This window comes from Paenibacillus sp. BC26 (genome assembly GCF_900116125.1).
Classification (GTDB): Bacteria; Bacillota; Bacilli; order Paenibacillales; family Paenibacillaceae; genus Paenibacillus_Z; species Paenibacillus_Z lignilyticus.
Genome location: NZ_FPAD01000003.1, coordinates 513,586 through 539,849, shown reverse-complemented (window position 1 = coordinate 539,849; position 26,264 = coordinate 513,586). Strand labels below are relative to the sequence as shown.

The following is a 26,264-nucleotide window of genomic DNA, read 5'->3' as shown; positions in this document are numbered from 1 at the left end:
CCGTTTTGTATTTATTGTCTTCTTTTTGGGTACCGTCCGCTACTGGCTGCCGCTCGTCTGATTCCTATATTTCTGCGGCGTGACGCCGACTGTTTTCTTAAACAGCTTGTTGAAGTAGATGCCGTCGGCATAACCTACGAGCTCGCCGATCTGGTAAGCCTTGAGGTCGAGCCTATCCTTCAGGTATTCCTTCGCCTTGGCCATGCGAACCGAAGTGATATACTCCGTAATGGTTTGATTCGTCTCCCGCTTGAACAGGAAGCTGAGGTAGCTCGCGTTTAAGAAGACGGTCTCCGAGAGCGCGGTCAGCTCGATTTCCTCCCGGTAATGCTCCTGGATCCACAGCTTGACCGTCTCGATGACGCGTTTGCTGCTCGCATTGCGGGTCGGCTCCAACGCCTTCACCACTTGATCGACGATCGCGATCAGCCATTCCTTCAAATCTCGCATCGCAAAATGAGAGGCAACCGTCCGATGAAAATCAAACGTCGCCCCCTGCAGCTCATAGAGCGCATCCAAGAAGCCGTCGATCTTGGTCGTGAGCGTGTAGAACAAATGTCCGGCCATATGCATGATCTCGTCATAGCCGGCTTTGCCCCGCTCCGCTTCCGCGAAGAACAGCGGAATGACGGTCTTGATCGTCTGAGCGTCGAGCATCTCGCATGCCGTCTTAAACTGCTCATCGAGCGCAGGCATATTGAATTTCCACAGCTCTGCCTTCGCGGGCAGGTCCTTCAAATTCATCGCGAACGTTTCGCGTTCCTTATAGAATTGATGCCTGCTCGCAGTAAGCCCTTCGACGTAGGCGCCATGCCAAGTGCCGCCGACGTGCGGCAGCACGCTTTCCCCAATGGCGATAAAGCCGCCGCTGCGGTTGTGCATATAGTCCATCAGCCGGAGACTGATGGCGCGTACGCTCTTCTCGGGCTGCTTGCCGTCTTCTTGAACGGAAAGCAGTACCGCGATGAGGTTATTGTCCATGACGACGACATGATGAAACATCGCTTTGATCTCATCAAGGTAATGCAGCAGGCTCTCATGAGCGAGCATATTAGAGGTGCGGAATACGATCACGGCGCCTCGGCCGGATTGCAATTCCGGCAGCAAGCTTGGCGCTGCATGCTCGCCGGCACCGCCGCTTTGGAGCAGCTTTCTCAGCTGCTCCTCCAGCTCATGGCCCCTCTGCTGCTTCGCTGCCAACGCCTGCTGTTCTTCGTTCTCTCTCCGCTCCGACAGCTGCTTGTCCACGGTCTGCAGCAGCTTCGACAGCTCCTGCAGATCGACCGGCTTAATCATGTAATCATCAACGCCGAACTGAATGGCTTTGCGCGCATATTCAAAGTCGTTATAGCCGCTCAGAATCAAGCAGCGGATACCGGGCAGCTTCTCCTTCACAAGCTCGATGAACCGCAGCCCGTCCATGTAAGGCATCTTGATATCCGTAATGATAAGATCCACCTGCAGATCCGGCGTGCCGATTGCTGCCAGCGCTTCGGCTCCGTCCTCATAGCTGCCGACAACGCGGTAGTCGCTCGAGAATCTCTTAATCATTTTCTCCAGACCGAGCCTTATAATTTCTTCATCATCCACGATGGCGATGTTGAGCATGGTTATACTCCCCCAGTATTCTGTTCTATGCTGTGCGCGGCCGACGGATAAGGCAATGAGAGCGTCACGATCGTGCCCTCGCCGACGCGGCTGTCGATCGCAACGCCGTAAGCGTTCCCGTACCGCAGCTTAATGCGCTCGTTCACGTTCTTCAGGCCAATACCGGATTTCATCTCTGTTTGCTCCGTTTGCCCGTTCAAATAGTGCTGCAGATGCCGGAGGGTATGCGGATTGATCCCGTTCCCCTCGTCCTGGATGTGAATATGCAGCAGCTCGCTCTCCAATGTCGCGTAGACGCGGATATGCACCTTTGCTTTCTTGCCTTCCACGCCATGCAGGATCGCATTCTCCACGATCGGCTGGAACGTCAGCTTCAGCATGTGATAGCTCAGTACCTCAGGCGGCAAATCCGCTTCCCACTGGAACTGGTTCTTGAAGCGGTATTTGAGCAGATCGAGATAGTTGCCCAGATGCTGGAGCTCCTCCTGCACCGTTACCATTTCTTTGCCGCGGTTAATGCTGTACTGCATGAGTTTGCCAAGAATGAAGGTCATATCGGCCACATCGTTATCGTCGTTTAAGATGGCCTTCATGCGAATGGTCTCCAGCGTGTTATAGATAAAATGCGGATTGATTTGGCTTTGCAGCGCTTCGAGCTCGGCTTCGTTCTTGCGGTTCTGGATGACGTAAATCTCGTCGATCAGGTCTTTAATCCGTCTCAGCATTCGGTTGAACTGGGTGCCCAGCACGCCGATTTCGTCTTTATTCTTCACCCGGAAGCTGATATCGAGGTTGCCTTGCTGGACAGCGCCCATCAGACTCGACAGCTTGCGGAGCGGATGCGTGAGCCGGAATGAAATCACAATCGAAACGATGAGCGCGACGATCATGATGATAATCGTTAAACCCGTTGTAAGGTTGCGGGTAATCTTCGCGTCCTTATGCAGATGCTTGACCGGGATATAGACAATTGTGCGCCAGCCGGTTATTTTGGACTCGTTGTAGGTGGCAATATAGCTTTCGCCGTCAATCGCAGTTTCCACGCTGCCCTGCGTTCCCTTGATGTCTGCGAGCAGCTGCGGGTCGGAGAGCGGCTTGCCGATCGACTTCTTGAGACTGTCGTAGATGACCTGATGCGCATTGTCGATGATGAGCGTTCTGCCTTTGGTGATGGAATCCATCTGCTTCACCGTATCCTCGATGATGCTCAGCTTCGTATCGACGACGATGGTGCCGATCGACTTATAGGAGCTGACGTCGCGGATATCCCGAATAACGGAGAATACATAGTAGGGGGTATGGCCCGGAATCGATATCTCCTGCGTGCTCAGAATGACCGGATTCCCTTTGCTTTGCGCGGCCAGCTTCTTCCATTCGGGGAATTGTTCCTTGAGGTCGGAGCGGACTGAATCCGTTTTCATTCTGTAAAAGACGTTGCCGTAGAGATCCAAAATATACGTGGAGCTCATATCCTTGTTCATATTGTTCATGAGGCCGATATAGAAATCGATCTTCTTCTGCTTCGACAAATCGAGGCTCGGCGAGACGAGAAACTGCTGCAGCTCGGAGGAAAACAAAGGGATCTTCGTAATCATCATCATGTTGGAAATGTTCTCTTCGAGCTTGCTCTGGAAGTTGTAAATCGCTTCGTTCATGTATTTCGTCGTATTGTCATTGATCGAACTGATGTAGTTTTGGTAAGAGATATAACTGATGGCTATGATGGGACTGATAATGAGAAAGAGAAACACTGCCGTCAGCTTCTTCTGCATACTGTTTTGCACCATGAAAAAAGACCATAACCGTCTAATCGAACCGCGCATGAGCCATCCTCGCCATCATCCTATTTTCAGTACATCGTACATCACACTGCCCAATTCTATCAATCAAAAACGGTCGATCAGATGTCGAATGGTAAAATCGTGCGCAGTAAAGGCAACCGAAAACAAACAAAAAACGCTCCTTCATGAAGAAGGAGCGTTTAGCATAACCGCCGTCTAATGGCCATTTTTGACCGTTAGACGCCTTCATACAGGGAAATTGGAAATCTAACGGACATTTATGGCCGTTATACCTGAAAAACAAGGATTCCAGCGTGAAATACAGCTATAACGGACATTTATGGCCGTTAGAGCGCTCATTTTGCTGAAAAGCGGCGTCTAACGGTCATCCGTGTCCATTAGACGTTGTCAATGATGCGCTGGGCCGTACACTGGTCTTCAAATGTTGCGCCGATATTGGCCTCCGACCTCATAGAGCGCATGGGTGATTTGCCCGAGACTCGCTGCTTTGACCGTTTCCATCAGCTCCTCGAACAAATTGCCGCCGCTAATTGCGATCTGCTTCAAGCGCTGCAGAGCCTCAGGCGCAGCCTGTTTGTGTTGTTCTTGGAAGCTGCGCAAGCCGGTGATCTGCTGCTCCTTCTCTTCTTCCGTTGCCCGCGCTACCTGCAGCTCCGCGACATGCTCCTTCGGCTGCGGATTCAGAAACGTATTCACGCCGATGATCGGCAGCTCGCCGCTGTGCTTCTTCATTTCGTAGACGTACGATTCGTCTTGGATCTTGCCCCGCTGATATTGCGACTCCATCGCCCCGAGCACGCCGCCTCGCACATGCAGCCGTTCGAATTCCAACAGCACCGCTTCCTCTACCAAATCCGTCAGCTGCTCGATGAGATACGAGCCCTGCAGCAGATTCTCGCAGCGCATCAGCCCGAGCTCCTTGTTAATAATGAGCTGGATCGCCATTGCCCTTCGGACTGCTTCCTCGGACGGCGTCGTGACGGCTTCATCGTACGAGTTCGTGTGCAGGGAATTGCAATTATCCATAATCGCCATCAGCGCTTGGAGCGAGGTGCGAATGTCGTTGAAGTCCACCTCCTGGGCGTGGAGCGAGCGGCCTGAGGTCTGAATATGGTACTTCAGCTTCTGGCTTCGCTCATCGGCACCATACCGATCCCGCATCACAACCGCCCAAATTCGCCGCGCTACCCTGCCGATTACCGAATACTCGGCGTCCAGCCCGTTGCTGAAGAAGAACGATAGGTTCGGGGCAAACGCATTGATAGGCATTCCCCTGCTAAGATAATACTCGACATACGTAAAACCGTTTGCCAGCGTGAACGCAAGCTGCGTAATGGGATTCGCGCCCGCCTCCGCGATATGGTAGCCGGAGATCGATACGGAGTAGTAATTGCGGACCTCATGATCGATAAAATACTGCTGAATATCGCCCATCATCCGAAGCGCGAACGGCATGGAGAAGAGGCATGTATTCTGCCCTTGATCCTCTTTGAGAATGTCCGCTTGCACGGTGCCGCGGACGGTGTGGAGGGTTTGCTTGCGGGCAGCCGCGGTTTCCTCCGGGGTGAGCGCGCGGCCGAGCTTGCTTGCCGCCGCTTCCAGCTGCTGCTCGATGGCAATATTCAGAAACATCGCCAGCAGCATCGGCGCCGGCCCGTTGATCGTCATCGAGACCGAGGTTGCCGGATGGCAGAGCTGAAAACCGGCGTACAGCTTGCGCATGTCGTCGAGCGTGCATACGCTGACGCCGCTCTCGCCGATTTTGCCGTAGATGTCAGGTCTGTATGCGGGATCTTCGCCGTACAAGGTTACCGAATCGAAAGCGGTGCTGAGCCGCTTGGCCTGCTCGCCCTTGGAGAGGTAGTGGAATCGGCGATTCGTCCGTTCCGGGGTGCCTTCGCCGGCGAACTGGCGCTTCGGATCTTCCCCTTCGCGCTTGAACGGGAATACGCCTGCCGTGTACGGAAACTCGCCGGGGCGGTTCTCTCTGTACGTCCAGTGGATGAGCTGGCCCCAATCCTCGTAGGACGGGACTGCGACCCGCGGAATGTCGAGGCCGGACAAGCTCTTGGTGTACAGCTCGTTTGTGATCGTTTGGCCGCGAATCGTAGTGGTGAGCGTTTGGGCCCGGTACGCTTCAGCTATCGCAGGCCACTGCTGCAGCATCGATCGGGACGCTTCGCTCAGCTTGCCGTAATGCGCATCGCGCAGCCGCTCAAGTGAAGGGAGCGCGGACTCGTCGCCAACCGATCGTGCCGCTTCAATCGCGCCATCGATGCGGTAGCACATGCGCGCGGCCGCGGCTTGCTCCGCGGTCAGCCGGTTGTAGCGCCGCACCGTTTGCACGATTTCACTCAAATAGCCGCTGCGTTCATCCGGGATGATCGTTTGCTTCTGCGCTGGCTTGGCTGCGGCGATGGCGGGGGACGCATCCGCCTCGCCGGCCGGACTCCCCGCTACTGTCGCCGCGCCTGCTCCCGCTTCTCCGCTTCGCTCGCCAATCTTCCGCATAATAGCCGCGAACAGCCGGCTCATGCCCGCGTCGTTGAATTGGCTCGCATTCGTGCCGTGCACCGGCATGTCCTGCCAATTCCGGTCAAATTGCTGCCGGCTGCGCTGGACCTGCTTCTTCACCTCGCGCAGCGCGTCCTCCGAGCCGCGGCGATCGAACTTATTAATGACGATCAGATCGCCGTAATCGATCATCTCGATCTTCTCCAGCTGGCTCGGCGCGCCGAATTCACTCGTCATGACATAGACCGAGAGATCCGCCACCGCCGTAATTTGGTTGTCCGCTTGGCCAATACCGCTCGTCTCCACGACGATCAGATCATAGCCTGCGGCTTTCGCCGTTAGGATGGCGTCCGCGATTGCCGCGGACAGCTCCGATCTTGACCCGCGGGTCGCGAAGCTCCGCATGAACACGCGGTCCGAATACACCGCGTTCATCCGAATGCGGTCGCCAAGCAGCGCACCGCCGGTCTTCTGTTTGGTCGGATCGACCGACAATACGGCAATCGTCTTATCAGGGTCATGCTGCAGATAGCGGTGCACGAACTCGTCGGTCAGGGAGCTTTTTCCCGCTCCTCCCGTACCTGTAATGCCCAGAACAGGCGTATCTCCGGCTGCTGAAGCAACCTCCGCGAACAGCTCTGCTAGCTGCGCCGCTTCAGTCGCGGCTGCTGCAACTCGCTGCTCTGCCAATGTCATGAAGCTCGCGGTCGTACGGTCATTTCGAGCGGCAAGCTGCGCAGGCTTATCGCTGAAATCGGCTACCGTCGAATAATCGCAAGCCTCCAGCATGACGTTAATCATGCCTTGCAGCCCAAGACGCCTTCCGTCCTCGGGCGAGAAAATGCGCGTGACGCCGTACCGATGAAGCTCATCCGCTTCTGCCGGCAGAATAACGCCCCCGCCTCCGCCAAATATGCGAATATGGCCGGCACCCGATTCCCGGAGCAGCTCCACCATGTACTTAAAAAACGCCACATGGCCGCCCTGATACGAAGATACCGCGATTCCCTGCACATCCTCTTGAATGGCTGCTTTTATAATTTCCCGAACGGAGCGGTTATGTCCCAGATGGATGACCTCTGCCCCGCTCGCCTGCAATATCCTTCGCATAATCGTAATCGACGCGTCATGACCGTCAAACAATGCGGATGCTGTAACGAAACGAATCTGATGTACCGGCACATACCGACGGACCTCTTCGTTCATACCGATCGCCTCCGAATGCTAGCGTTGTCTGTTATCTTTATGCGGCTCCGAGTGCCCTTATATCCAAAAAGCCGCCTCCTTCACCGGGTGAAGGGGCGGCTCATCGCTGATCCGGCTGTCATTCCTTATTCGCATCCGACACGCGGTATGCGCCGTATATGGCCAAATCGTCCTCGCCCAGATGCTCGGGGATCTCGACATTGGGCGTATCCAGCGCTTCATGGATTCGCATCCACAGCAGCGTTCGTTCATAACGCTGATGGATGCTGCCGAACGGATAGCTCTCCAAGAGCGCCTTCGCTTCGACAAACGAACCCCTAGAAATCAACATCGCTGCCTTGCGCTCCACCAGCCCGTCGTCTTGCAGCGCATCCACCTGCTTGAACCAGCGCTCCCGCTCCTCCAGCGTGGAATGCCCGATCGCTTCCAGCGTCAGATCCCGCTCGATGAACAGCTGCGGATGCAGCCGCCATGCAGCGGACTCGATGCTATCGTACGCGACTCTAGACGCTTCGTAGTTCTGCTTCAGAACACGCAGCAGCCTTCCAAGCAAGGCGTAAGCGCAGTCCAATTCCAATGTTTGCAGAAGCTCTATCGCATCATCCATCTGATCCTGCGCTGCCAGCCAAACCGCGCGGTAGTAGGTCCAGAGCGAACGGTTCGTTTCGTCCGCTTCTGCCGCCTCTGCCCAGCGCAGCGCCTCGCCGAGCCGCTCTATCCCGGATGGAGGCCAGCAGCCGCTCTCCGGTTCAGGCGGAACTGAACACGCCTCACTTACACCGCTGCCGCCGCCATCGTAAGCAGACAACAGCGCAAGCCAAGGCAGCGTTGTCTCCCGCTTCGCCCAGTCGAACATCGGTACCCGGCTAAGCTCCACGAGCTCTGGAGCCGGAAGCGAAATCTCCCGGATGTCCAGCGGCTCGGTGCTTGGCAGCCAAAACTCCACATGCGTATGCCGCGCACCCGGCTGCAGCTTGTTATTGTCCGCCTGCTCCAGCAGCGGCCCTGCTTGAATCTCGACATAGCTCTCTTGACGCTGCGCTGTCTGATGCGCCCAAGCTTCATGGCGCCCCGTGCCATACAACCATAGCTTCATCCCCGGTGTTACAGCGGGGTCCGCAATATGGTAAAGGCCGCTTCCCAGACTCGGCGTATACATCCCGAATGCCGTGCAGTCGGATGTCTTCCAGAAGAATCCCTGCATCCGATCGAAATCCGCTAAGCGGTATTGTCGATCCCCGCTCCACTCCAGCTCCTCAAGCACATCGGCATGCCGCAGCACGCGGCCGGCCGGAAAATGAAACTGCGAATCCGCACGCGCCGGAAGTGCCGCATTCGACCAAGACATCCATGCATGCGCCTGCGAAGTGGGATTCATGAACGTTGTCCGCTGCGTCAAGAAACGGTCCAGCTCCCCGATCGAATACTCCACCGTCCAGTGCATCCCATAGCGCACTTCCCGCTCCCCGCACCAGACATACAGCCGATCGCCGATTTGCTCGGCAGCGGCATGCACCGCTTCGATCTGCACAGGTGTATGTGCAATCGGAAAACTTACTTCAATGCCTCCGCTGATGAATGCCATGCGGGGCAAGATACGCACCGGCCGTACCGAGCCTGCGTGGAATAGAATCTCTTTGCCGCTGGCTTTATCGATGATGGAATGGATTTTGCCGCCTAAATCCGGACATACCGTTACCTTCAGCCAGTCGTTCTCGATGGCAATCATGCGCAGCTTACGAAGCACCGGCCGTTCGGCTGTCTCGCTAAAGCTCACATACGGATAGATACCTTCTTCATCGCAGATGGTTGGGACAGGGCCGCAAGGCTGCGACTCGTGAACGAGCATCGGCTCCCGCCACTCGATTCGTTTCAGCATGACAGCTCCTCTTGCTTGCAGGCATCAATCAACTGATTCACGCGCTCCCGCATACGCAGCAGCCATGCACTGCCTTTCTCATAGTCTCTAAACGTGAGAGGGCTTGCCATATCCTCTTCCAGCAGTGCCACCGTTGCTTCTTTGCCAATGCGGCTCTCCAGTAATTGCAGCGCCCGAACATCTTGGAATGCCTCGCGCAGCACTTCCAGGCGAATGGACGTAATCGGACCATCCTTGCCCGGATAAACCAAGAATGCATCCCCTGAAGGGAAAGCATGATCAGCATCGGTTACCGTGAACGGATCGATCGCTCGGCGCGAACGCTGGGAGTACCAATGGTTGTAGCCCCAATGCAGGAACCCTTGAATATCGTGCTTATACAGCTGCGCGCCGATAATTCGGTTGCGGGCCGATGGCATGTTGAAGAAACGGTTTGACTCATGATGCTTGTACTCGCAGCAGCAATAATACGCCCAGAGCGGATCCGCCTCGCCGGCAATGTAGGTGTGAATATGCTCGGTGGATACAACGGGATGCGTCAGCAGCCCTTTCTCATAGAACGCATACTCGGATAAGGCATCGATGATCGGAAAATCGCCGTCAAACAACGAGCGGACAAGCGTGCTTGCGCTCGTGTACGATTCCAAGTCATGAAGCGTCGGCTCATCGGACAGATGAAAATAACAGCTTTGCTCGAGGCCATGCAAGCGAATGAACTGCACCAATTCCGGAATGAACTGCGTGAGGAATCGCTTGTATTCCTCTCCGGCGGCATCGCTCTCCCAACCGAAAATTTGCACAGGTTCACCCTCGACCTCCGCCATGATCTTCGGCGCATGCTTCGCCCCCCACTGCGTGAACAAGTGGGAAAACTCGAAGCGCTGAATGCCGTTGCGGCGGCAAAGTTCAACCCATCTCTCCAGCAGCGAATAATCAAACTGATACGCTCGTTCAGGCCCATTGCCGATGCACTTCACGCCAATCAACTGGACAGTCGGACGATATTTCCCGTAATCCAGTTCAAGCGGCGGCGAGAACAGCGGCGTCAAGATTAAGTTCATGCCGTATTCGGCGTAATGAGCGACATAGGTCTCAATGATGCTCCAATGCGCCTCTGAGAAAATCTCGACCTTGTATTGGGTCGCAAGGCAATCGAAATAGAACCATTCCGTATGGAGAAGACGCTGCTCCGGCAGCTCCGCATCCATAACCCGAAGCCGGAAAGACTCCGATCCAAGCTCCACGCCGGATTCATCCGTAAATCGGATTACGATGGCATGATCTCCGGGATTGACATCGCCGGCGCCTCCGAGCTTAACGGTAACCCATACCGATCGCCACTGCTTCGGGAGCGCATGTACGGTACCATTCTCAAGCGGATAAAGGGGATCCGGATAAAGCCCCGGCGTAGTCCGCAGCAAATAATCGTCGGGATCGTTATAGTTGGTCAGCTCGGAAGGCGCCAGGCCGACGCTTCTAATCGAGATGGCATCCGCCAAATCCGGCGATTCGGCGACTACCCGGATGTTCTTCATCAAGTAAGCAGCGCGGTATGCGACCTGGAAGGAATAATATTCGCCAAGCAGCGCAGAGCCTTCAACAAATGCGGACTCACTCAGCTCTTCATCGGCGAACACCTTCACTAGCGAATGCATGCATCTGGTCTCAAAAGTCTGGGTCATGTTATCTCTCCTCCGACAGTGCCTGCAGCAGTTTGCGGTGAACATGCTCGAAGTGCGCCGGATCCTCATTGGCTTCGTTAAAGCTGATCAAACAGCTGTGCGTCAGCTCATCTGCAAGCGCCTTATCCTTCTTCGCCAGCTGCTTCAGGAGTTCATAATCTTCAATGCCTGCGCGCATGGCCTCTAAGCGCACGCTGCCAATCGGACCGTTCGTTCCCGGGAACGTGATATGCGTATCCCCCGGCGGGAAGCAGAGATCCGTCTGTTCGTAGGGATCTTTGTCATCGTCGCAATGATTAAGTCCCCAGTGCAGGAACCCTTCCAAATCATATTTATAATTGCCCCAATGCAAGTAACGCGTCCTCAGCAAAGGCATGTCCCATAAGCGATTCATCGAAGCGCCGCCTGGGAAACAGCAAGTATAGAACCACAGCTTATCGCCAAGCGATCTCAGCTTCTCGAACTGCTCGCGATGCTCGAGGTAGTAAATGTTTTTCGGTACCAAAATGTCGACAGAACCTGCCAGATCATAAGTCTCAACCGCTTCAAGTAGCGGAATGCCCGGCATGAACTTCCGAACGATACCCGAGAGGATGCGATACTCCTCCACGCTGGTCCCGATCGGCTCGTCCGCTACATGCTGCACCAGCTTGCCCAGCCAGCCATTCTGTTCGAGGAACGTCCGCCATGCAGGCAGAAACTGCGACAAATAGGCGTACCCTTCCGTCGATACCGCCTTCAACGCTTCTCCGCCGTTCCATGTATTCCATATAAAAAACTCGGAGCCCCAGAAGTCTTTGCGCCCTGCAACCAGGCCGCCTTCGATATGAGTAAATCCAAGACTGAAGTACAGCCGAATGAGCCGTTCTGCCCGGTCGAAATTAAACTGATACCGATCCTCGCCAACCAGGCTCACCTGAACCGCATCCATCGGCACCCAGAAATGCGTTTGCCGAGCACGGCGCATCAGTCTGCCGTACTTCTCGATCATCGCCCAGTGCCCTTCCGACCACAACTCCACGTTATAGCGCTTAGCCATGTTCGGCAGGCTGAACCAGTTGGTGACCGCAAGCGTCTCCTCGGCCGGCACCACAGCCTGATAGACCTCGATTTCGACCGGGATGAGGCAAGTATCGTCTCCGATCGTAACGGCCAGTTCTCCTGCGAAGCTGCTGGTCCCGGCATCGACAGGAATTTCCCAGCAGAGATACAACGCTTCCGTTGCCCCGCGAGTGACGACGCCCTCCGTCAGCGGCTTCATCGCCTCATACACGCGAAACGGCGCCTGACGCGTCGTGTATCCTTCAGCCGATTCGCCTTCGTTCACGCAATGGCTGATCGGCCCGGTATTCTTTTCTACAAAAATATCAATTAATTGATAGACCTCCGGCTGACGCAAAAACACACTGCTCGTCGAACGTACAAACTCGCAATGAATCTCGGCATTTGGCGCTGCGTCGTTCAATAGAACCTGGCATGCGGCATAGCTGCCTCTTGCCGTCGCCAGCTTGATCGCCGTGTTACCGTCCTGCGAAACGACGCTGTCAGGGTAGATCCACTCATTCATGCTGAATACTTGATAATTCATGCGTGCTGTTCCTCCCGGTCTAATCGCTATTCGTGTGCTTCGTTAACGAATCCGCCTTCATGCTCGGTGAACGATCGATAATCCTGCCTGATGAGCTCCCCTACAGGTTTGATTGTCTTTCGATCCATGTGATAGATGCCGAAGGTATCAATCCAATTGTTGTGGTTCACATACCAATCATACATAATCCAGTAATCAATGCCAGCCACGAATCCGTCTTTATTTCTCGTACCATCCGGCAAAATGACCGCTTGCTCCATTAATGCTTTCAGCGTTTCCTTATAGGTCTCGATTTGGATATCGCCCACGATGTTGTTTTCACCGGACCAGTGTCCGTATTCGGTGTTTACGATTGGCTTATTCGGCCACTGCCGATGGGCATCTTCTAAGAATTGACGGGTTCCTTCGTAATAAGTGCTTCCGTGAAAAATGCCAAAGTACATCGTCCAGCTCGCCACATCCAGCGGCTCCATCGATGGATCATGCGCGCCGGGCTGATCGGCCGCAGCGCTTTGCGTCGTCAAACGACCATCCGGGTAGCGCAACTTCAGATCATGGACAAGCCGTTTGTTATAGACGGTCCGCAGCTCCACCTCGACCGATTCATTCTGGGTGCTCCACATAAGCACGGAAGGACGATTGTATTGCGAGAATACCATTTCCCGCCACATTTGGTCGCTCAACCGCTTCTCTTCCTGCACCTCGAAATGCTCCCGCGTAAATTGCCACAGCGGAATTTCGCTTGCCGTGGCGAGTCCGAGCCGATCGAGCAGCATTCCCGTAAAGACATGGTTGGGATAATGGGCCGTACGTACGTAGTTGACATGCAGTTCTTCTCTCATTTGGACCAAGTCATCGCGAATGCGATCCCATGCGGCTGTGCGGCCGTAGTTCGGCCACTCCTCGTGGCGGGCAATACCGGCTAGAAAGATCGCACGCTTGTTAAGCAGCATATCGGTTCCTTGTGTCGTGATGGTCCGAATGCCGAATTGCGTATGGAAGCAATCCGTTATCTGCCCCTCCGTATTCGAAAGCTTGAATTCCGCAATGTATAAGTTCGGCTGCCAGAATGCCCACAGCTTCGCATCCTCCACCTTTGCGCTCAAAACAACCGCTCTTGTTTCTCTCGCTCGCAGCGTCAGCTCGGCGGATAGTTCGCCATTCCATGCTGCCAGAGCGCCTTTGATCTGCGAGGCGTATGGGGAGCCGAGAAATGCATCCGCCGTTTGATCCGCCTCAAACAACGAGCCTTGCAGCTTACAAGCAGCAGGCAGGTCTGAGCGGTTCTCCACGATTGCCGTCACGCGTAAATTCCCTTCAACATCAAGCGAGACGACATCTACTCTAGCCAGATGGCAAGGCGCGCTGCCGCTCACATATAGATCATGGATGATACCGGTATAGTTGAAAAAGTCCGTGCCTGCCGTAGCCGGAATAATATCGTTTCTGCTGCCCCAAGGCGGATTATCCACGCGAATGACGATGGTGTTCTCGCCGCCATAACGGACATGCAGCGAAAGATCGAGGGCAAATGGCGTATAACCGCCTTCATGATAGCCGATCCATTTGCCGTTCACCCACACATCAGCAACGTAGTTTATGGATAGTGCATGGAGCGTAACGGCTTTGCCGGTCCATTCCGTTCCCAGCTTGAACGAACGGCGGTACCAGACGCCGTTCTCGTAGGTTTCGCTGGAGTTTGCCGCCTCTATGCCTTGAAGCTTATTCTCGGGAATAGGCAGCATGATCGTCTCCCATGCGGAATCGTTGTAGCTGATTTCCGTACGGCCTCCAGCTTCCTCCCTCGCTTGCACGAACCAGCGCTCATCGCGCGCAGACATGGAGAAATCATGGTCAGCCTCGAAACGCTGCTTCTTCCATGCGCCGGCCAAATCCAGCTTCAGCCGATCCTGTGGATCGAAGGAAGGAACGGGAATCCCGTTCTGAAATGGAACATGTACCCCGTCTATCGGCTGCAGCGACAAGGTTGTTTGAATGCCGGTATAGGTGCAAATCGGATCTGTCATCGCATGAATCCCCCTAAGCTCGTTTAGATTGCCGGACCATAGTTTCCGTCTTCCGGTTGATAGATTCGAATATAGTCCACTTCCAGCGTCTGCGGAAATACGGTCGTTTCATCCGGATACCCCGGCCAATTGCCGCCGACCGCCAGGTTCAGCATCAGATAGAAAGGCTTGTTGAACGGAGCCGGATAAGGCTCGACTGCGGAAGTTTTCGTCTCTCGCGTATACCACTCGCTGCTCTTATAGAACAACCGGCCATCGATGTACCAGCGCATCTGAGTCGGCGTCCAATCCACGGTGAACGTATGGAAATCATCGGCGAAAATGCCTTCTTCCAGCGTATAGCAGTCGCCTTTATAGTAATGCGGATTGCCCATATGAAGCGTGCCATGCACTTTGTTTGGCTCATGCCCGCACATCTCCATAAGGTCGATCTCACCGGCACTTGGCCAGTCGCCATGAACTTGCAAGTCGGTAGACATCATCCAGAAGGCCGGCCAAATACCTTGTCCATAAGGCAGCCTGGCGCGAATCTCAAAACGTCCATACGTCCAATCCGCCTTATTCCGCGTAACCAGCTTCGCTGACGTATACGGGCTTCCCTCGTATTCCTCTTTGATCGCTTTAATAATCAGCTTCGAGTCCTCGATATAAGCGTTTCTGGCTTCTCTCGTATAATACTGCAGCTCATTATTGCCCCAGCCATGGCCATCAATATCATAATCCCAACGCGACAAATCAATCTCCGGCCCATCAAATTCTTCGTTCCATACCAGCTTCCAACCGTTATCCGATACTTCATAATTGTTCGTTGTCATTGTTGTCCCTCCAATGTTTGATTAGTACGCGAAGCGTACATACGCGAGCAAGGTCATACAGCGAGCGGACAGTCGCTCCAAAAAACCGTGCGGACAGCGCACGGGAAGTGGGGCCAAAGCGAAGCAGGGCGGAGTCAGTGTGTAGAAACGATAGTGGTCGCCTTTGTCCCCGGAATTCAACTCCGTGAGAGTTGGATTCAAAGAATTCCGGGGACAACAGCGATCGGAACACGACTCCGACATGCGCAGCGGTCCAGCCCCACTTGTCTTTATTCCCCCGTGATTCCCGTCCGGTCCACACCTTCCACAAACCAACGCTGCAGCAAGAAATACACAACCAGCAGCGGCGCGATCGTCAGCATCGTACCGGCCATCTTGATCGCCTCGTTCAGCTGGCTGCCCGGCGTGCCCGGCGGGAACATCTTCGAGTAGCTGTCGCTGAATCGCTGCAGCTCAAGCGGCAGAATCGTTAGCGAATTGCCGAAATACAGCGCCGCCAAATACGATTCGTTCCAGTACCAGACGAACGAGAACAAGAAGACGATAATGAAGGCCGGACCGGCCGTCGGAACAGCGATCCGATAAAACATTTTAAAATAACCCGCGCCGTCGATCTGAGCCGCTTCTTCCAATACGGCGGGCAGCTTTTTGAAAAATTGATAGAAAATCATGATGAATAGCGCGCCTTTCAGCCCTTGGCCCAGAAGCGCCGGATAAATAAACGTCTGCAGCGTCCCTAGCAAATGATAGTCCTTAAACATTAAGTAAGTAGGAATCATCGTCACCTGCGGCGGGATGACAAAGGTTGCGATCATAAGCACGAACCACAGCCGCTTGAGCGGAAAGTCGAAGCGCGCGAAGCCGTACCCGATAACGGCAGACATGATGGTTTGCGCGACCGCAGGCACGCTCGCCACCAGAATAGTCTGCAGCAGCGTTTTGTTGAAATCCAGAACTTGCAGCGCCTTCGTGTAGTTCTCGGTATACAGCTCGGTCGGTATCCATTTCACCATCGAGTTGACCAAGTCGTCGAGGCTCATAAAACTGTTTACGAACATATAAAGCAGCGGATATAAGTAAATAAACCCGATTCCAATGAGAAGCAGATAGACGACCGCTTTAAAGACGAGTCCGTCATTCTCTCCTACGCCGAACACGATCTTGCGGATACGGCTCAGCACGGCCCTTATGCTTGGATTCACCATACTGTCCCCTCTCTAACTCTTTCTCGTGCGCAGAAGTGCCGTCCAGATGCCTAATACGATGGCGATAATCAAGAAATAAATCCATGCGATCGCCGTTGCATAGCCGAATCCGGTCGAAGTATTGAACATGTTGTCCCGAATCATGGCGATAATTTCATTCAGCGCGAAGGTCGAGATATAGACGATCGTATAAATGAAATTGACGACCACAAGCGGCATCAGCATCGGAAGCGTCAGCTTCCAGAACATCTCCCAGCGCGAAGCGCCATCTATTCTGGCTGCTTCATAGAGCGCATGGTCGACCTTTTGCAGCCCGGCCAGGAAAATCAAAATTTGCACGCCTGAGAACCAAAGCACCATAATGATTTGTTTGAACAAATACATCACCGGACCGGCAACGGCAGGCGACAAGCTTTCCTTCACGAGCGTGAACATGCCATAGGATTCGATGTTCGGTATTGTGGTCACGCCTTGGCTGAGCAGTTCATTGATAACCGGGCCGCTCGTAATGATGACCGGCAAGAAGAAGATCGTCCGGAACAAGCCGCGGAAGTTAATCTTCTGATTGATCAGCATGGCGATGATCAGGGAGAAGGTCACGATAATCGGCACATTAAGCGCCATATCTCGTAAATAGTGGAGCACTTTCTCGACGAAAGTAGCATCCGACACAAACGCGTATTTGTAGTTATCCCAGCCCACATAATCGGTCTTGATGCCAAGCGGCGTTACCTTCACCTTCTGAAAGCTTAGGTATAACGAGTAAATCATCGGCCGCAGGGCGAATAAGAAGAATCCGAGGATCCAAGGCGCGACGAATGCCGTGCCGACAAGTGCTTTTCGCCGTTTGTTCGTCATTCGAATGGCGGCCATTACAGATTCACCTCCATTACTTGAAACCCCAGTGCCGGCACGGAGCCGTTCTTGCTGTCATAGGAATGGTCGTTATAATTCACGATGAGTGCTTTTCCGTTTGAATACGTAACCTGGACAACGCCGTCTGTAAGCCATTCGCGTTTCTTCATGGTGGCGTATTGCACGGGTTTCAGCGCATCATTGACCATCTTGTACGTGCTCACAATATTTTCTTTCCAATCCGCAAACGACGACGCGTATACATCGCTGGAGTTGGTATGCATCAATCGGAAAGACGGCTCGCTCGTTAAATAATAGGAAGGATACGAGCCGGTTTCGATCATTTTGAGCACTTCTTTACGCGGGTTGGCGAAGAAGTTGATCGGCTCGGCAAAATAGTTCCTGTACCCCTTCAGCACGATTTGCTCAAACGGCACTTCTTCGCTCGTATACGTATACTGCGAGGAGTGCATCGGTATATTGAGCAGCTCATCCGCATAACGGAGCATATAATCGTTTGGCTGATACATCGCCATCGAAGTCATGGCCGGTTTAAGCATGCCCATGAGCTTGTCATAGGCTGCAGCGGTTTGGCTGCGGCTTGAAACCGTGCTGTCCACCCGCTCGGAGAAGAGCTCAAATGGCGTAATATCCACTGCAACCGAGCCGATTCCCTTCTTGCTGTACTTGCCGAGATTATCGCGTACGACCTGCTGCGCATAGGCAGCCGACATGTAATACATAGAAGGGTATACTTCCTGATAAGTCGGAAGCGTCAGCAGCGACTTATCCAGTTTTCTCGCAGCGCCCGCGCGCGCAGAGAAGTGCTTCGATTCTTTATAAGCGGTCGTGAAATCCGCGTAGTAATAAAGCTTGCCGCCTAACTCTGCAATGCGGCTGTTCAGTCCGGCAAAATCCGCTGCCGATCCGAGTGCCGATTCGAAGCTGACCGGAGCAGGATTCGTGCCCGATACCCCGCCTTTGTTCCAGCCTTTATACACGACCGATGGCCGTTTAACGCCTTCGGTATGGAGCTCATCCAGCATGGATTCAAGCTGCGCCGCCGTTGTCATCGGAATAATGCCATTTACGAATAATCCTTTCTCCGTTTCCGCACCAAGGACGTCCAAATGAATCGGAATATCATTCTCCGACGCAGGCTGCGGCTCAGACGGGAAAGCTCCCTGCTTGATCAAATAATTACGGTAGTCGTTCGCCATCCCGATATAGCCGGCCTCTTCTCCATCCAGGAAGGAGTAGCGCAGCTGCATATCTTCCGGGTTGCGGTTCTTCTCATAGACGACGATTCCGCCCATCGTGCGGCTTGTCGGCTGCAAATACGATTCGCGGATGAGAAACTGCGCGGTCGTCCAGTTATAAGGCGTGTTGACGCCATTGGCGTAGCCGAGAATCTTGGCATTATAGCGGCCATTCTCTACAATCCCAAGCATCGCATGCTGTCCTTCCCCATGGACCATGCCGAAGACGGGAAACTGGGCCGTATAAGGTTCCTTCGCGCCGTCCTTGAGATTGTCCGTTACCCGCGCAATTTCTATCCCGTTATTCGCACCGTATATTTTCGTTTCATATTGGGTTTTGAATTTGCCCTTATTGTCTGCATACTTGATTAACGCTCCTGACCCGTCCGGGATGAACATGTAGCCGTCGATATCGCCGCCTTTCGTTGCGCCGAGAAACGGATACAGAATCAACGATGCAAGCTTGCTGTCCGCCCCTTCGATAATGCTCTTCTGCGGAACATTAACGACGACTTGACTGCCTTCAAGCTTCACGACCAGGTCCATGCCGATCTTCAGATCGTTGAAGCGAATCGTCGCCTGAAAGCCTTGATCGATCGGCTTTACTTGCACGCTCTTGTTCGTTTGACTGGTCAGATCCGTGCGAATCGGGTTGTTGTCGGCCTTATTGAAATAATCGATGGAAATCGCCGAGTGGATGAAATTCAGCCACAACTCGTTCGCATCCGGCTTGGCGATATCGGAAGCCCAAATATAGCCGGATCGTTTATTGACCACTTGAATGCCCAGCGTGTCTTCCTTCAGCTTCAAGATCAGCTGTTCGTTTTCGGCTACCTGCCGATAATCGGAAGAAAGCGGACTTTGCGCAGCAGGCTTGTCCGGGAAAGCGGCTGCCAGCACCTCGGCGGAAGCCGTATCCTCCTGTTCCTTCGAGGACCCGCCCATATAAAGATGTGCAAAGAACGCCACGCATGCGGCTATCAATCCGAGTGATAGCAGACGTTTGATCCATTTATAGTTCCGCACGCGTAATCATCTCCTGAATGACAGAGTAACCGAAGTCGTAAACCTGATGTAAAATGACGTACACGATAAAGACGACCAAACTGACGATAAGCATCGTGAACAACGTAATGAATAAATTGCGGAACGTTTCCCGAATCGTGTAGTCGTGCACTTCCTTCACCATGATAAAGAGAAGAATCGCGCACCATGCCGTGATGATCGTATTCGCGAAGCTAAACAGAAACGAATCGTTCAGCGTCAGCCCGTTGGATGCGATCACAACAAATGGATGAAAGATCAGATAAGGGGCTAGGGAGTAGATCGTCCCTTGATAAACCTCAGAGAATTTCCCTTCACCTTCGCTGATCGTGCTGACCAAGTAGTTCGAAATCACCCAGACCGCAAGCGGCACGATCAACATCGCCAGCTCTTTGGTCAGATTAATGGAGGTCGAATCCGCTTGATTGAAGATAAAACCGGTATTGTACAGCGTGAATACATATTCGATCAGAAGCAGCGCATAAAGCAGCGTTGCGGATAGATTGGAGGTTCTGCTCTCTTCTTTGATGCCATAGATGCCGTCCATCGGTTTCTTGATGAAGCGGAATAGGAAAAGCAGCTCTTGGATGATTCGGATGTTAAGCATGCGTCTGTTTGCGCGAATTACCGCTCCGAATACCCCCGTTTTGCGATGGATCCATCGCAAAATCGAGCGCAACAGCATGAGGCCGATGATAATTAAAATGACGTTCAGCAGGTGCTGCTGCAGCCAGCGGTTGCGAATCTCCCAGAAGGCGTTGGAATAGCCGCCGACATCGTTTGCTTTCTTATATTCGTCCATTGCATCCGCATACAGCTGCTGTTTGATATAGGCGTCTCCGAGCCCTCTGTGCGCCAGGAAGAATAGGCTGTTTCGTTGATCCACTTCGTGCCAAGGCTGCTGGCTCTTCACATAGAAGCCTTCCTTGTACAGGTCCAGCGCACGATGAACCAGATCCGCGAATTCGGTCGGTTCGTACATTTGGATGATATTTCGTTCTTTATCCGTAATGTAGATATGATCTCCGGAGTCAAGCGCGATGCCCGACCCGTTCAGCAGCAACCCTCTGCGTGATTTGCCGTCGTCCGGGGAGCCCGATTGGAACAGCAAGTCGCCTTCGGAGCTGATCTCATAGAAATATCCCTTCTGACTGACTAAGAATATATTGCCGCTGGCGGAAACGAACATGTCCGTATAGGTGGGATCCCAGAATATCCCCGAAGGAAGCAGGTTATACCCGGAAATGTTCAGCCGTTTGATCGACTCGCTCGCATCCCCCTGCGTAACGGTGTACACTAATCCTTTTGCATCGATGGCGATGTTCGTTGGCGTGTTCGGTACGCTCTTGAACAGCTTCTCCATCTGCTTCTCCGTGAAGAAGAACCGCTGCAGCCTCAGCTTTAACGTCGGCTGGGTTTGGTTGGTCCCGAAGAAGCCTACGAAGTCGCCGGCCGGACTCATTTGAATAACCCCGTTGGTCGTGCCTTCGCTAATGATATAGACGTTTCCCCGTTTATCTACGGTAACCTTCATCGGTTTAAACGGCGTGCTTTTACCGTACAAGGGCGAGTCGGGCCTTCCAAACTTCTGCACCACGGCACCCTCGCTGTTGAACTTTAAGACTTGCTCCAACCCGTTGTCCGCTACGAAGATCGCGCCTTTCGCATCCACGAATACGCCTGTTGGCGACTGGAGCACGTCCGTGCCGATCGTGCGAAGCAGCTTGCCGTCTCTCGTAAGCTCGACAATTCGTTTGTTCCCCGTATCCGCGACATAGAGGACGTCCTTCTCATCTATGTAAATATCCGATGGCCCCAAGAAATCGGTGTCCCCGGCTTTCTCGATCGCACCTACCGGCTCGTAGGCATCGGGTGTCCGGAACGCATCTTGCGAATAGGTTTTATAGGTTGCTTCCGCATGTGCAATGCCCGGGAACAGCGATAGGCAGATTGCAAATGCAGCCATAAGCATGGATAGGGATAATAAACGCGTTCTCATGAGTGCCTCCTGCCTACTTCAATCCGGAATGTGCCATGGTGTTCATGACCTTGCTTTGCAAGAAGATAAAGATAATCAAATTCGGCAGGAACATCAGCAGCGATGCGGCAGCAGACATCCCTTGACCGGCAACCGTGTTCCCATTCGTGCTGACCAGCGTGCTCATATAGAAGCCCACCGTTTTCATGCTCTCATCGTTCACGTAGTACGACGATGTATCTATGTTATTCCAGACTGCCTGGAACGCCAGAATCGCTACAGTCGCCAAAGCCGGCTTAATGACCGGAAGGATTACTTTGCGGAATACGAGAAACTCGCCTGCGCCGTCCATTACCGCCGCTTCCTTCAATTCATCCGGTACCTGATCGATGAACTGCTTGAGCAGGAACAGACCGATCGGCATTGCCAGCAGCGGCAAAATATGCGCCAAATAGGTGTCCATGATGCCGCTCTCGTCCACGACCAGAAACCGCGGGATTTGCACGGCAATGGGAACAAACATGAGTGCCACCGTATTAATCTCAAACAACGTCGCACGCAGCTTGAATTTCATTTTGGACAAGGTGTATGCCGCTAAGGAGCTGATGAATACCGACAGAAACATCACGCTTAACGTGACGAACAAGCTATTGAATACGTATCGGCTGAACGGAATCCCCGAATCGCCCGTAAATCCCGCAAGCTGCTGAAAGTTCGCAAGCGTCGGATGATGAACGAGAAATTGAGGCGGAAACGCGAACAGCTCATTGACCGGCTTGAATGCATGAAACACGATAAACACGATCGGAAGCATCATCACCATCGCAAGCGGAATTAAGATGACGTAGAATTTCAATTGGCTGGGGTGGAATTTGGACGGATTTATTTTTGTGCCTTGATAAGACATGCAGCGCACCTCCTCTTAGTCTTTCTCGCCAAACAGCCTCCAGGACAGCTTGGACAATCCATAGATGCCAACCAGCAAAATAACCGACAATGCTGAAGCGTAGCCCATCTCATAGCGAATTAATCCATAATCGGCAATATGATTGACCATTACCTGCCCGGAATTCTGCGGCGTCGGGTTGCCGCCTGAGAGCTGCACCCCGAGATCGCCGGATTGAAAGGTCGTCACGACCGCCATAACGGCGCCGAACAGCATTTGCGGTTTCATCGACGGAATCGTAATATGAATGATTTCTTGGAATCGATTCTTGATGCCGTCGATATAGCCGGCCTCGTAGATCGATTGATCGATGTTCAGCACGCCGGCAAGCATCGCAAGGAAACCTACGCCCATGCTGCCCCATAACGAAACGATAATCATGATCGACATTAAGTACTCCGGCGACTGCAGCCACTGAATCGGCATATTAATGAGTCCCATGCGCAGCAAGAACGCGTTCAGATAGCCGGTCTGATCCCCGCTGAAGAAGATCGACCAAACGACCGTCATCGCGACGCCGATTGTCATCGACGGGGAATAAATGATCAGCGCCAGTATGGTCCGCGGTTTGGGCGAAATTTGCGCAAGCATCCATGCGAGCAGAAACGAGATGACATAGCCGCCCGGCCCTACGATAAGCGCGAACTTAATCGTATTGGGAAGGACGTTCTGCATAAACACGTCGTCCTGCGTGAAGATTGCCGTGTAATTCTTGAAGCCGATCCACTTGGGCAGCTCGATCGTATTGAAGCTCGTAAACGACAGATAGATCGCGACTAAGACGGGAACGACGATAAACATGAAGAACATCAGAAGATAAGGCGATAAATACCAATAAGCTTCGTATTTTTTTGGTTTCTTCATTTCTTTTCAACCCACTTATCTATCGTATTGATTGTCGGAACCGGGTTCGGTTTCACGAGTTTGCCGTCTTTGTAGAACCCGAATTCCTCCATCTTCTTATCGATCTCGCGATTCGCGCGAATGACGGAATCATCGATAGCGGTACGCGGATTATCTCCGCTGAACACGACGCTGTTATACACATTGCTGAGTTCCCGTTCAACCATATAAGCGCCCGGTACACGCGAAGCTTCGCGTACCCACTTGCTCTGCTCGAGAATGATCTGCTTATCTTCCTCCGGCCAAGCGGACTGGGCAAAAGCATCCATATTCGCGCTGTTCCACATAAACAGCGGGCCAAACGTCGTCTGCTGCAGGTTCGCATACTCCACCTGAACGCTCGTGGATACCCACCATTTCAGGAATGTCCATGCCTCATCCTCATGCTTGGATCCTTTAAAGATCATGCCCGTCGCGCCGCCGGCCGGTGACCAGCGCTGCACGACGCCATCTTGGAGCATGCCGGGATGAAGCGCAATCTTCCAGCTGTTCGCAATTTCCGGCGCAGCCGCTCTCAGCTGAAGATAGCTTGTTAAATCAGAAATGCCGATAGGCAATGTTCCATTCCGGAAGTGCTGGTAGAAGCTCGGTACATCCTGAGGCAGATTATAGATGGTGAACAAGTCGGTCATGAACTTAATGCCCTTCAGCGCCTGCTCACTGTTAATTGCCGTCTTCGTTCCTTCGCTGTTAAACAATTCGCCATTCGCCTGATAGATGAACGGGGTTGTAGCATTCAAAGGTTTAAATCCTTTGTACTGCGCGAGCGGGTCAAAGAAGTTCATGCCTAAGCGCTGCAATTCGGGCAGCATGTTGACGACATCATCCCAAGTATCCGGCACGGCAAGCTTCAAATTATCCAGAATATCCTTACGGTAGAACATCACCCAGAAATTCTGCGTCTCGGGAAGCGCATAGATGCCGTTCCCATAAGCAAGAGGAATCATCATGCCCTTGGAGAAAGGCTTCACGACTTGATCAAAGTCGTCGAATTTGCGCAGGTCGACTGCCGCATTACGGACGGCAAGATCATAAGGAATCCAGCTGTCTACGCCAAGCGCCGCATCCGGCTGACTCCCCGTGGCGTTAGCCAGAACAAGCTTGTTCTGATCCGGCATAATCGAGAGCTTGACCGCAACACCGGTCTCCGGCGTAAATTCCTCATCGATGAGCTTCTGCATCAGTTCGACTTCCGGCCTTGAGCGATTGATCCACACGTTCAGCTCGGAGCTCGACTTGGCCGAGGCGGAATACGACTGTTTCGTAAACGAAAGGAAGAAGCGTTTGACCGACTCTTTCAAGCGAGTGATTAAACCTGCGTTTGCCTTGGGGAGCTTCCCTTGCTGGTAAACATAGAGCTTGTCGATCAGCATCGGAGATTGCGAAACACGCTGCAGCAGGTCGCCAAGCAATTGCGATACGGAGGACCCGCCCTCCGAGAATAGAGGCATTCGATTAGGCAGCTTATCCGGTGCTTCTGCAAGCGAACGAAGCTGCTTCGCCGCCGTCCTAAGGTTGATCAATTCGACGATCTCATCCTGCTCGGGATTAAGCTTCTGAATCGTGCCATATGCTTGATCGAGTTGATCCGCCCAAGTGCTCAGCGTTTGATCCAAGTTCGGAATATACTCCTTCAGGTTCCAATCCCGGTAAGCATCCATGCGATTGCCGGTCAGCTTCTTGATCTCCAGCGACAGTCGGCTGATCTCTTTCATTTGGCTCTCAATGTCTTCGATCAGCGGTCTGATCGGATCCAGATCAACGGTCATGGTAAATAGGTGCTTGCCTTTTGTTAAGTAGAATTCATAAGGTTCATCGCCGGAGCCCAGCGTCTCGTTCTTCCACTTCTTGCTGTAGAGAAACGCACTGTGCGCCGCCTCTTGAAAAGGAACTTTGCCGTCCACATGAATTTCGCGAAATACCGGCATGCCTTTCAAATTGTCCTGTTTATACTTCATTGCAATCTTGTAATAACCGTCATGCGGGGCATCGATCTCCCATGAAGCGGCTTGTCCGCCGTCCATCCAGGAGCCGCCAAACGCATTAAGCAGCTGCCTCTTCGTATCGTAAGGCGTCATGCCGGGTTCCGGGACCGGAACGGCCCGCGCGGAGGAGCTGTTCTTATACTTCGGGTTCTCGGCTTCGATGACAAGCGGTGTCTGCATGACCTCGCCGTCATCTGTCGCAGCCCTCTGCTGCTTCGAATATGTCTCATAGCTATCTATCTCAGAAGGGGAGTCTACGGTGATATTGCCCAGCAGCAAATCTCCTCTTGTACTGGCAATGGTTATGGTATTTAAACCTTTGTTCAATTTGTACTTAAGCGGTTTCATATATAGGTAGCTCGCGTCCATCGCGTATGTATGCTGCCATACTTTCACCTTCTCCGGACGGGGCAGCAATTCATTGCCGTAACGGTCGTACTTTTCTTTGAGCAGCTGGTTCTCCCACAAATTAGGGAACAGAATTCTACGGCTTTCATAGAACGGATAGCTGTGATTGACCTGAATATAACCTTCCGTCGACATAATGCCGTCATCGGTTACAAGATAATCAAATCCGATTTGATAAAGGCCTTCTTGCTCGACTTCGACCTGAACGGTCACTTGCGAGCCTTGCGAGAGTCGCACGGTTTCGGATGGATAACCTTGGCTGCCCGGCTTTGCGACAACAAGGTCTTCGTTTAGGGGATCTGCACTGGGTTTCACGAGCAGGTCAACATGCGGAATGACAGGAACTTTCGACCATTCCTTCAGCATTTGAGAATAGGTTTTCTCCAGCTGGTTCACTTCGGCTGTCCCCGCCTTGGCCGGCGCAGATTGTGCATTGGCGGCAGCTTCGCCTTCAGCTGCAACTGTCAGCGGATGACAAGCTCCGATAATAAGAGATGCGATGAGCGATGTTGAAGCTAAAGTTCGAAACGGTTTTTTCATAGTCTCTTCCCTACCTATGC

At 53.2% G+C, this 26,264-nt stretch carries 15 protein-coding genes; all 15 read right to left on the bottom strand.

Annotated features, from left to right (window positions below; all coding sequences use genetic code 11):
* Positions 1-39: 39 nt before the first annotated feature.
* The 15 genes from BM412_RS23370 to BM412_RS23300 all read right to left on the bottom strand — a co-directional run bounded on the left by BM412_RS23370 (position 40) and on the right by BM412_RS23300 (position 26,244).
* Positions 40-1,608: a response regulator gene (locus BM412_RS23370; protein ID WP_091223787.1), complete on the bottom strand. Its 1,569-nt coding sequence runs from the start codon at positions 1,606-1,608 to the stop codon at positions 40-42.
* Positions 1,609-1,610: 2 nt separating this feature from the next.
* Positions 1,611-3,395, bottom strand: a complete 1,785-nt coding sequence (locus tag BM412_RS23365; RefSeq protein ID WP_177246040.1) for a cache domain-containing sensor histidine kinase — start codon at positions 3,393-3,395, stop codon at positions 1,611-1,613.
* A 432-nt stretch (positions 3,396-3,827) separates the two neighbouring features.
* Complete coding sequence (gene icmF / locus BM412_RS23360) at positions 3,828-7,130, bottom strand: fused isobutyryl-CoA mutase/GTPase IcmF (RefSeq protein WP_091223783.1); 3,303 nt, start codon at positions 7,128-7,130, stop codon at positions 3,828-3,830.
* A gap of 118 nt (positions 7,131-7,248) precedes the next feature.
* The gene (locus tag BM412_RS23355; RefSeq protein ID WP_091223782.1) at positions 7,249-9,009 is read right to left on the bottom strand and encodes a DUF5107 domain-containing protein; all 1,761 of its coding nucleotides are present in this window, start codon (positions 9,007-9,009) and stop codon (positions 7,249-7,251) included.
* Complete coding sequence (locus BM412_RS23350; protein WP_091223780.1) at positions 9,003-10,691, bottom strand: glycoside hydrolase domain-containing protein; 1,689 nt, start codon at positions 10,689-10,691, stop codon at positions 9,003-9,005. The genes BM412_RS23355 and BM412_RS23350 overlap by 7 nt, the downstream gene beginning before the upstream one ends.
* Before the next feature lies 1 nt (position 10,692).
* Positions 10,693-12,279: a DUF4091 domain-containing protein gene (locus tag BM412_RS23345; protein ID WP_091223778.1), complete on the bottom strand. Its 1,587-nt coding sequence runs from the start codon at positions 12,277-12,279 to the stop codon at positions 10,693-10,695.
* Between the two features lie 26 nt (positions 12,280-12,305).
* Positions 12,306-14,306, bottom strand: a complete 2,001-nt coding sequence (locus BM412_RS23340) for a glycoside hydrolase family 2 TIM barrel-domain containing protein (RefSeq protein ID WP_091223776.1) — start codon at positions 14,304-14,306, stop codon at positions 12,306-12,308.
* A gap of 23 nt (positions 14,307-14,329) precedes the next feature.
* On the bottom strand, positions 14,330-15,121 hold the full coding sequence (locus BM412_RS23335; protein WP_091223774.1) for a glycoside hydrolase family 16 protein: 792 nt from the start codon (positions 15,119-15,121) through the stop codon (positions 14,330-14,332).
* Positions 15,122-15,390: 269 nt separating this feature from the next.
* Positions 15,391-16,326, bottom strand: coding sequence for a carbohydrate ABC transporter permease (locus BM412_RS23330; RefSeq protein WP_091223772.1), 936 nt, complete (start codon positions 16,324-16,326; stop codon positions 15,391-15,393).
* A gap of 12 nt (positions 16,327-16,338) precedes the next feature.
* The gene (locus BM412_RS23325; protein WP_091223770.1) at positions 16,339-17,199 is read right to left on the bottom strand and encodes a carbohydrate ABC transporter permease; all 861 of its coding nucleotides are present in this window, start codon (positions 17,197-17,199) and stop codon (positions 16,339-16,341) included.
* The gene (locus tag BM412_RS23320; protein ID WP_091223768.1) at positions 17,199-19,466 is read right to left on the bottom strand and encodes a DUF5696 domain-containing protein; all 2,268 of its coding nucleotides are present in this window, start codon (positions 19,464-19,466) and stop codon (positions 17,199-17,201) included. The genes BM412_RS23325 and BM412_RS23320 overlap by 1 nt, the downstream gene beginning before the upstream one ends.
* Positions 19,453-21,483, bottom strand: a complete 2,031-nt coding sequence (locus BM412_RS23315; RefSeq protein ID WP_091223766.1) for a YIP1 family protein — start codon at positions 21,481-21,483, stop codon at positions 19,453-19,455. The genes BM412_RS23320 and BM412_RS23315 overlap by 14 nt, the downstream gene beginning before the upstream one ends.
* A gap of 13 nt (positions 21,484-21,496) precedes the next feature.
* Positions 21,497-22,369 carry a carbohydrate ABC transporter permease gene (locus tag BM412_RS23310; RefSeq protein ID WP_091223764.1) on the bottom strand — a complete coding sequence of 291 codons (873 nt, stop codon included), beginning with the start codon at positions 22,367-22,369 and terminating at the stop codon, positions 21,497-21,499.
* Positions 22,370-22,384: 15 nt separating this feature from the next.
* Positions 22,385-23,272, bottom strand: a complete 888-nt coding sequence (locus BM412_RS23305; protein ID WP_091223763.1) for a carbohydrate ABC transporter permease — start codon at positions 23,270-23,272, stop codon at positions 22,385-22,387.
* Positions 23,269-26,244 carry an extracellular solute-binding protein gene (locus tag BM412_RS23300; RefSeq protein ID WP_091223761.1) on the bottom strand — a complete coding sequence of 992 codons (2,976 nt, stop codon included), beginning with the start codon at positions 26,242-26,244 and terminating at the stop codon, positions 23,269-23,271. The genes BM412_RS23305 and BM412_RS23300 overlap by 4 nt, the downstream gene beginning before the upstream one ends.
* Positions 26,245-26,264: the final 20 nt, after the last annotated feature.

Coding starts and splice junctions, on each gene's coding strand:
- BM412_RS23350 (WP_091223780.1), bottom strand. CDS start 10,691: ATGACCCAGACTTTTGAGACCAGATGCATGCATTCGCTAGTGAAGGTG.
- BM412_RS23365 (WP_177246040.1), bottom strand. CDS start 3,395: ATGGTGCAAAACAGTATGCAGAAGAAGCTGACGGCAGTGTTTCTCTTT.
- BM412_RS23325 (WP_091223770.1), bottom strand. CDS start 17,199: ATGGCCGCCATTCGAATGACGAACAAACGGCGAAAAGCACTTGTCGGC.
- icmF (WP_091223783.1), bottom strand. CDS start 7,130: ATGAACGAAGAGGTCCGTCGGTATGTGCCGGTACATCAGATTCGTTTC.
- BM412_RS23330 (WP_091223772.1), bottom strand. CDS start 16,326: ATGGTGAATCCAAGCATAAGGGCCGTGCTGAGCCGTATCCGCAAGATC.
- BM412_RS23345 (WP_091223778.1), bottom strand. CDS start 12,279: ATGAATTATCAAGTATTCAGCATGAATGAGTGGATCTACCCTGACAGC.
- BM412_RS23370 (WP_091223787.1), bottom strand. CDS start 1,608: ATGCTCAACATCGCCATCGTGGATGATGAAGAAATTATAAGGCTCGGT.
- BM412_RS23300 (WP_091223761.1), bottom strand. CDS start 26,244: ATGAAAAAACCGTTTCGAACTTTAGCTTCAACATCGCTCATCGCATCT.
- BM412_RS23310 (WP_091223764.1), bottom strand. CDS start 22,369: ATGTCTTATCAAGGCACAAAAATAAATCCGTCCAAATTCCACCCCAGC.
- BM412_RS23315 (WP_091223766.1), bottom strand. CDS start 21,483: ATGAGAACGCGTTTATTATCCCTATCCATGCTTATGGCTGCATTTGCA.
- BM412_RS23355 (WP_091223782.1), bottom strand. CDS start 9,009: ATGCTGAAACGAATCGAGTGGCGGGAGCCGATGCTCGTTCACGAGTCG.
- BM412_RS23305 (WP_091223763.1), bottom strand. CDS start 23,272: ATGAAGAAACCAAAAAAATACGAAGCTTATTGGTATTTATCGCCTTAT.
- BM412_RS23335 (WP_091223774.1), bottom strand. CDS start 15,121: ATGACAACGAACAATTATGAAGTATCGGATAACGGTTGGAAGCTGGTA.
- BM412_RS23340 (WP_091223776.1), bottom strand. CDS start 14,306: ATGACAGATCCGATTTGCACCTATACCGGCATTCAAACAACCTTGTCG.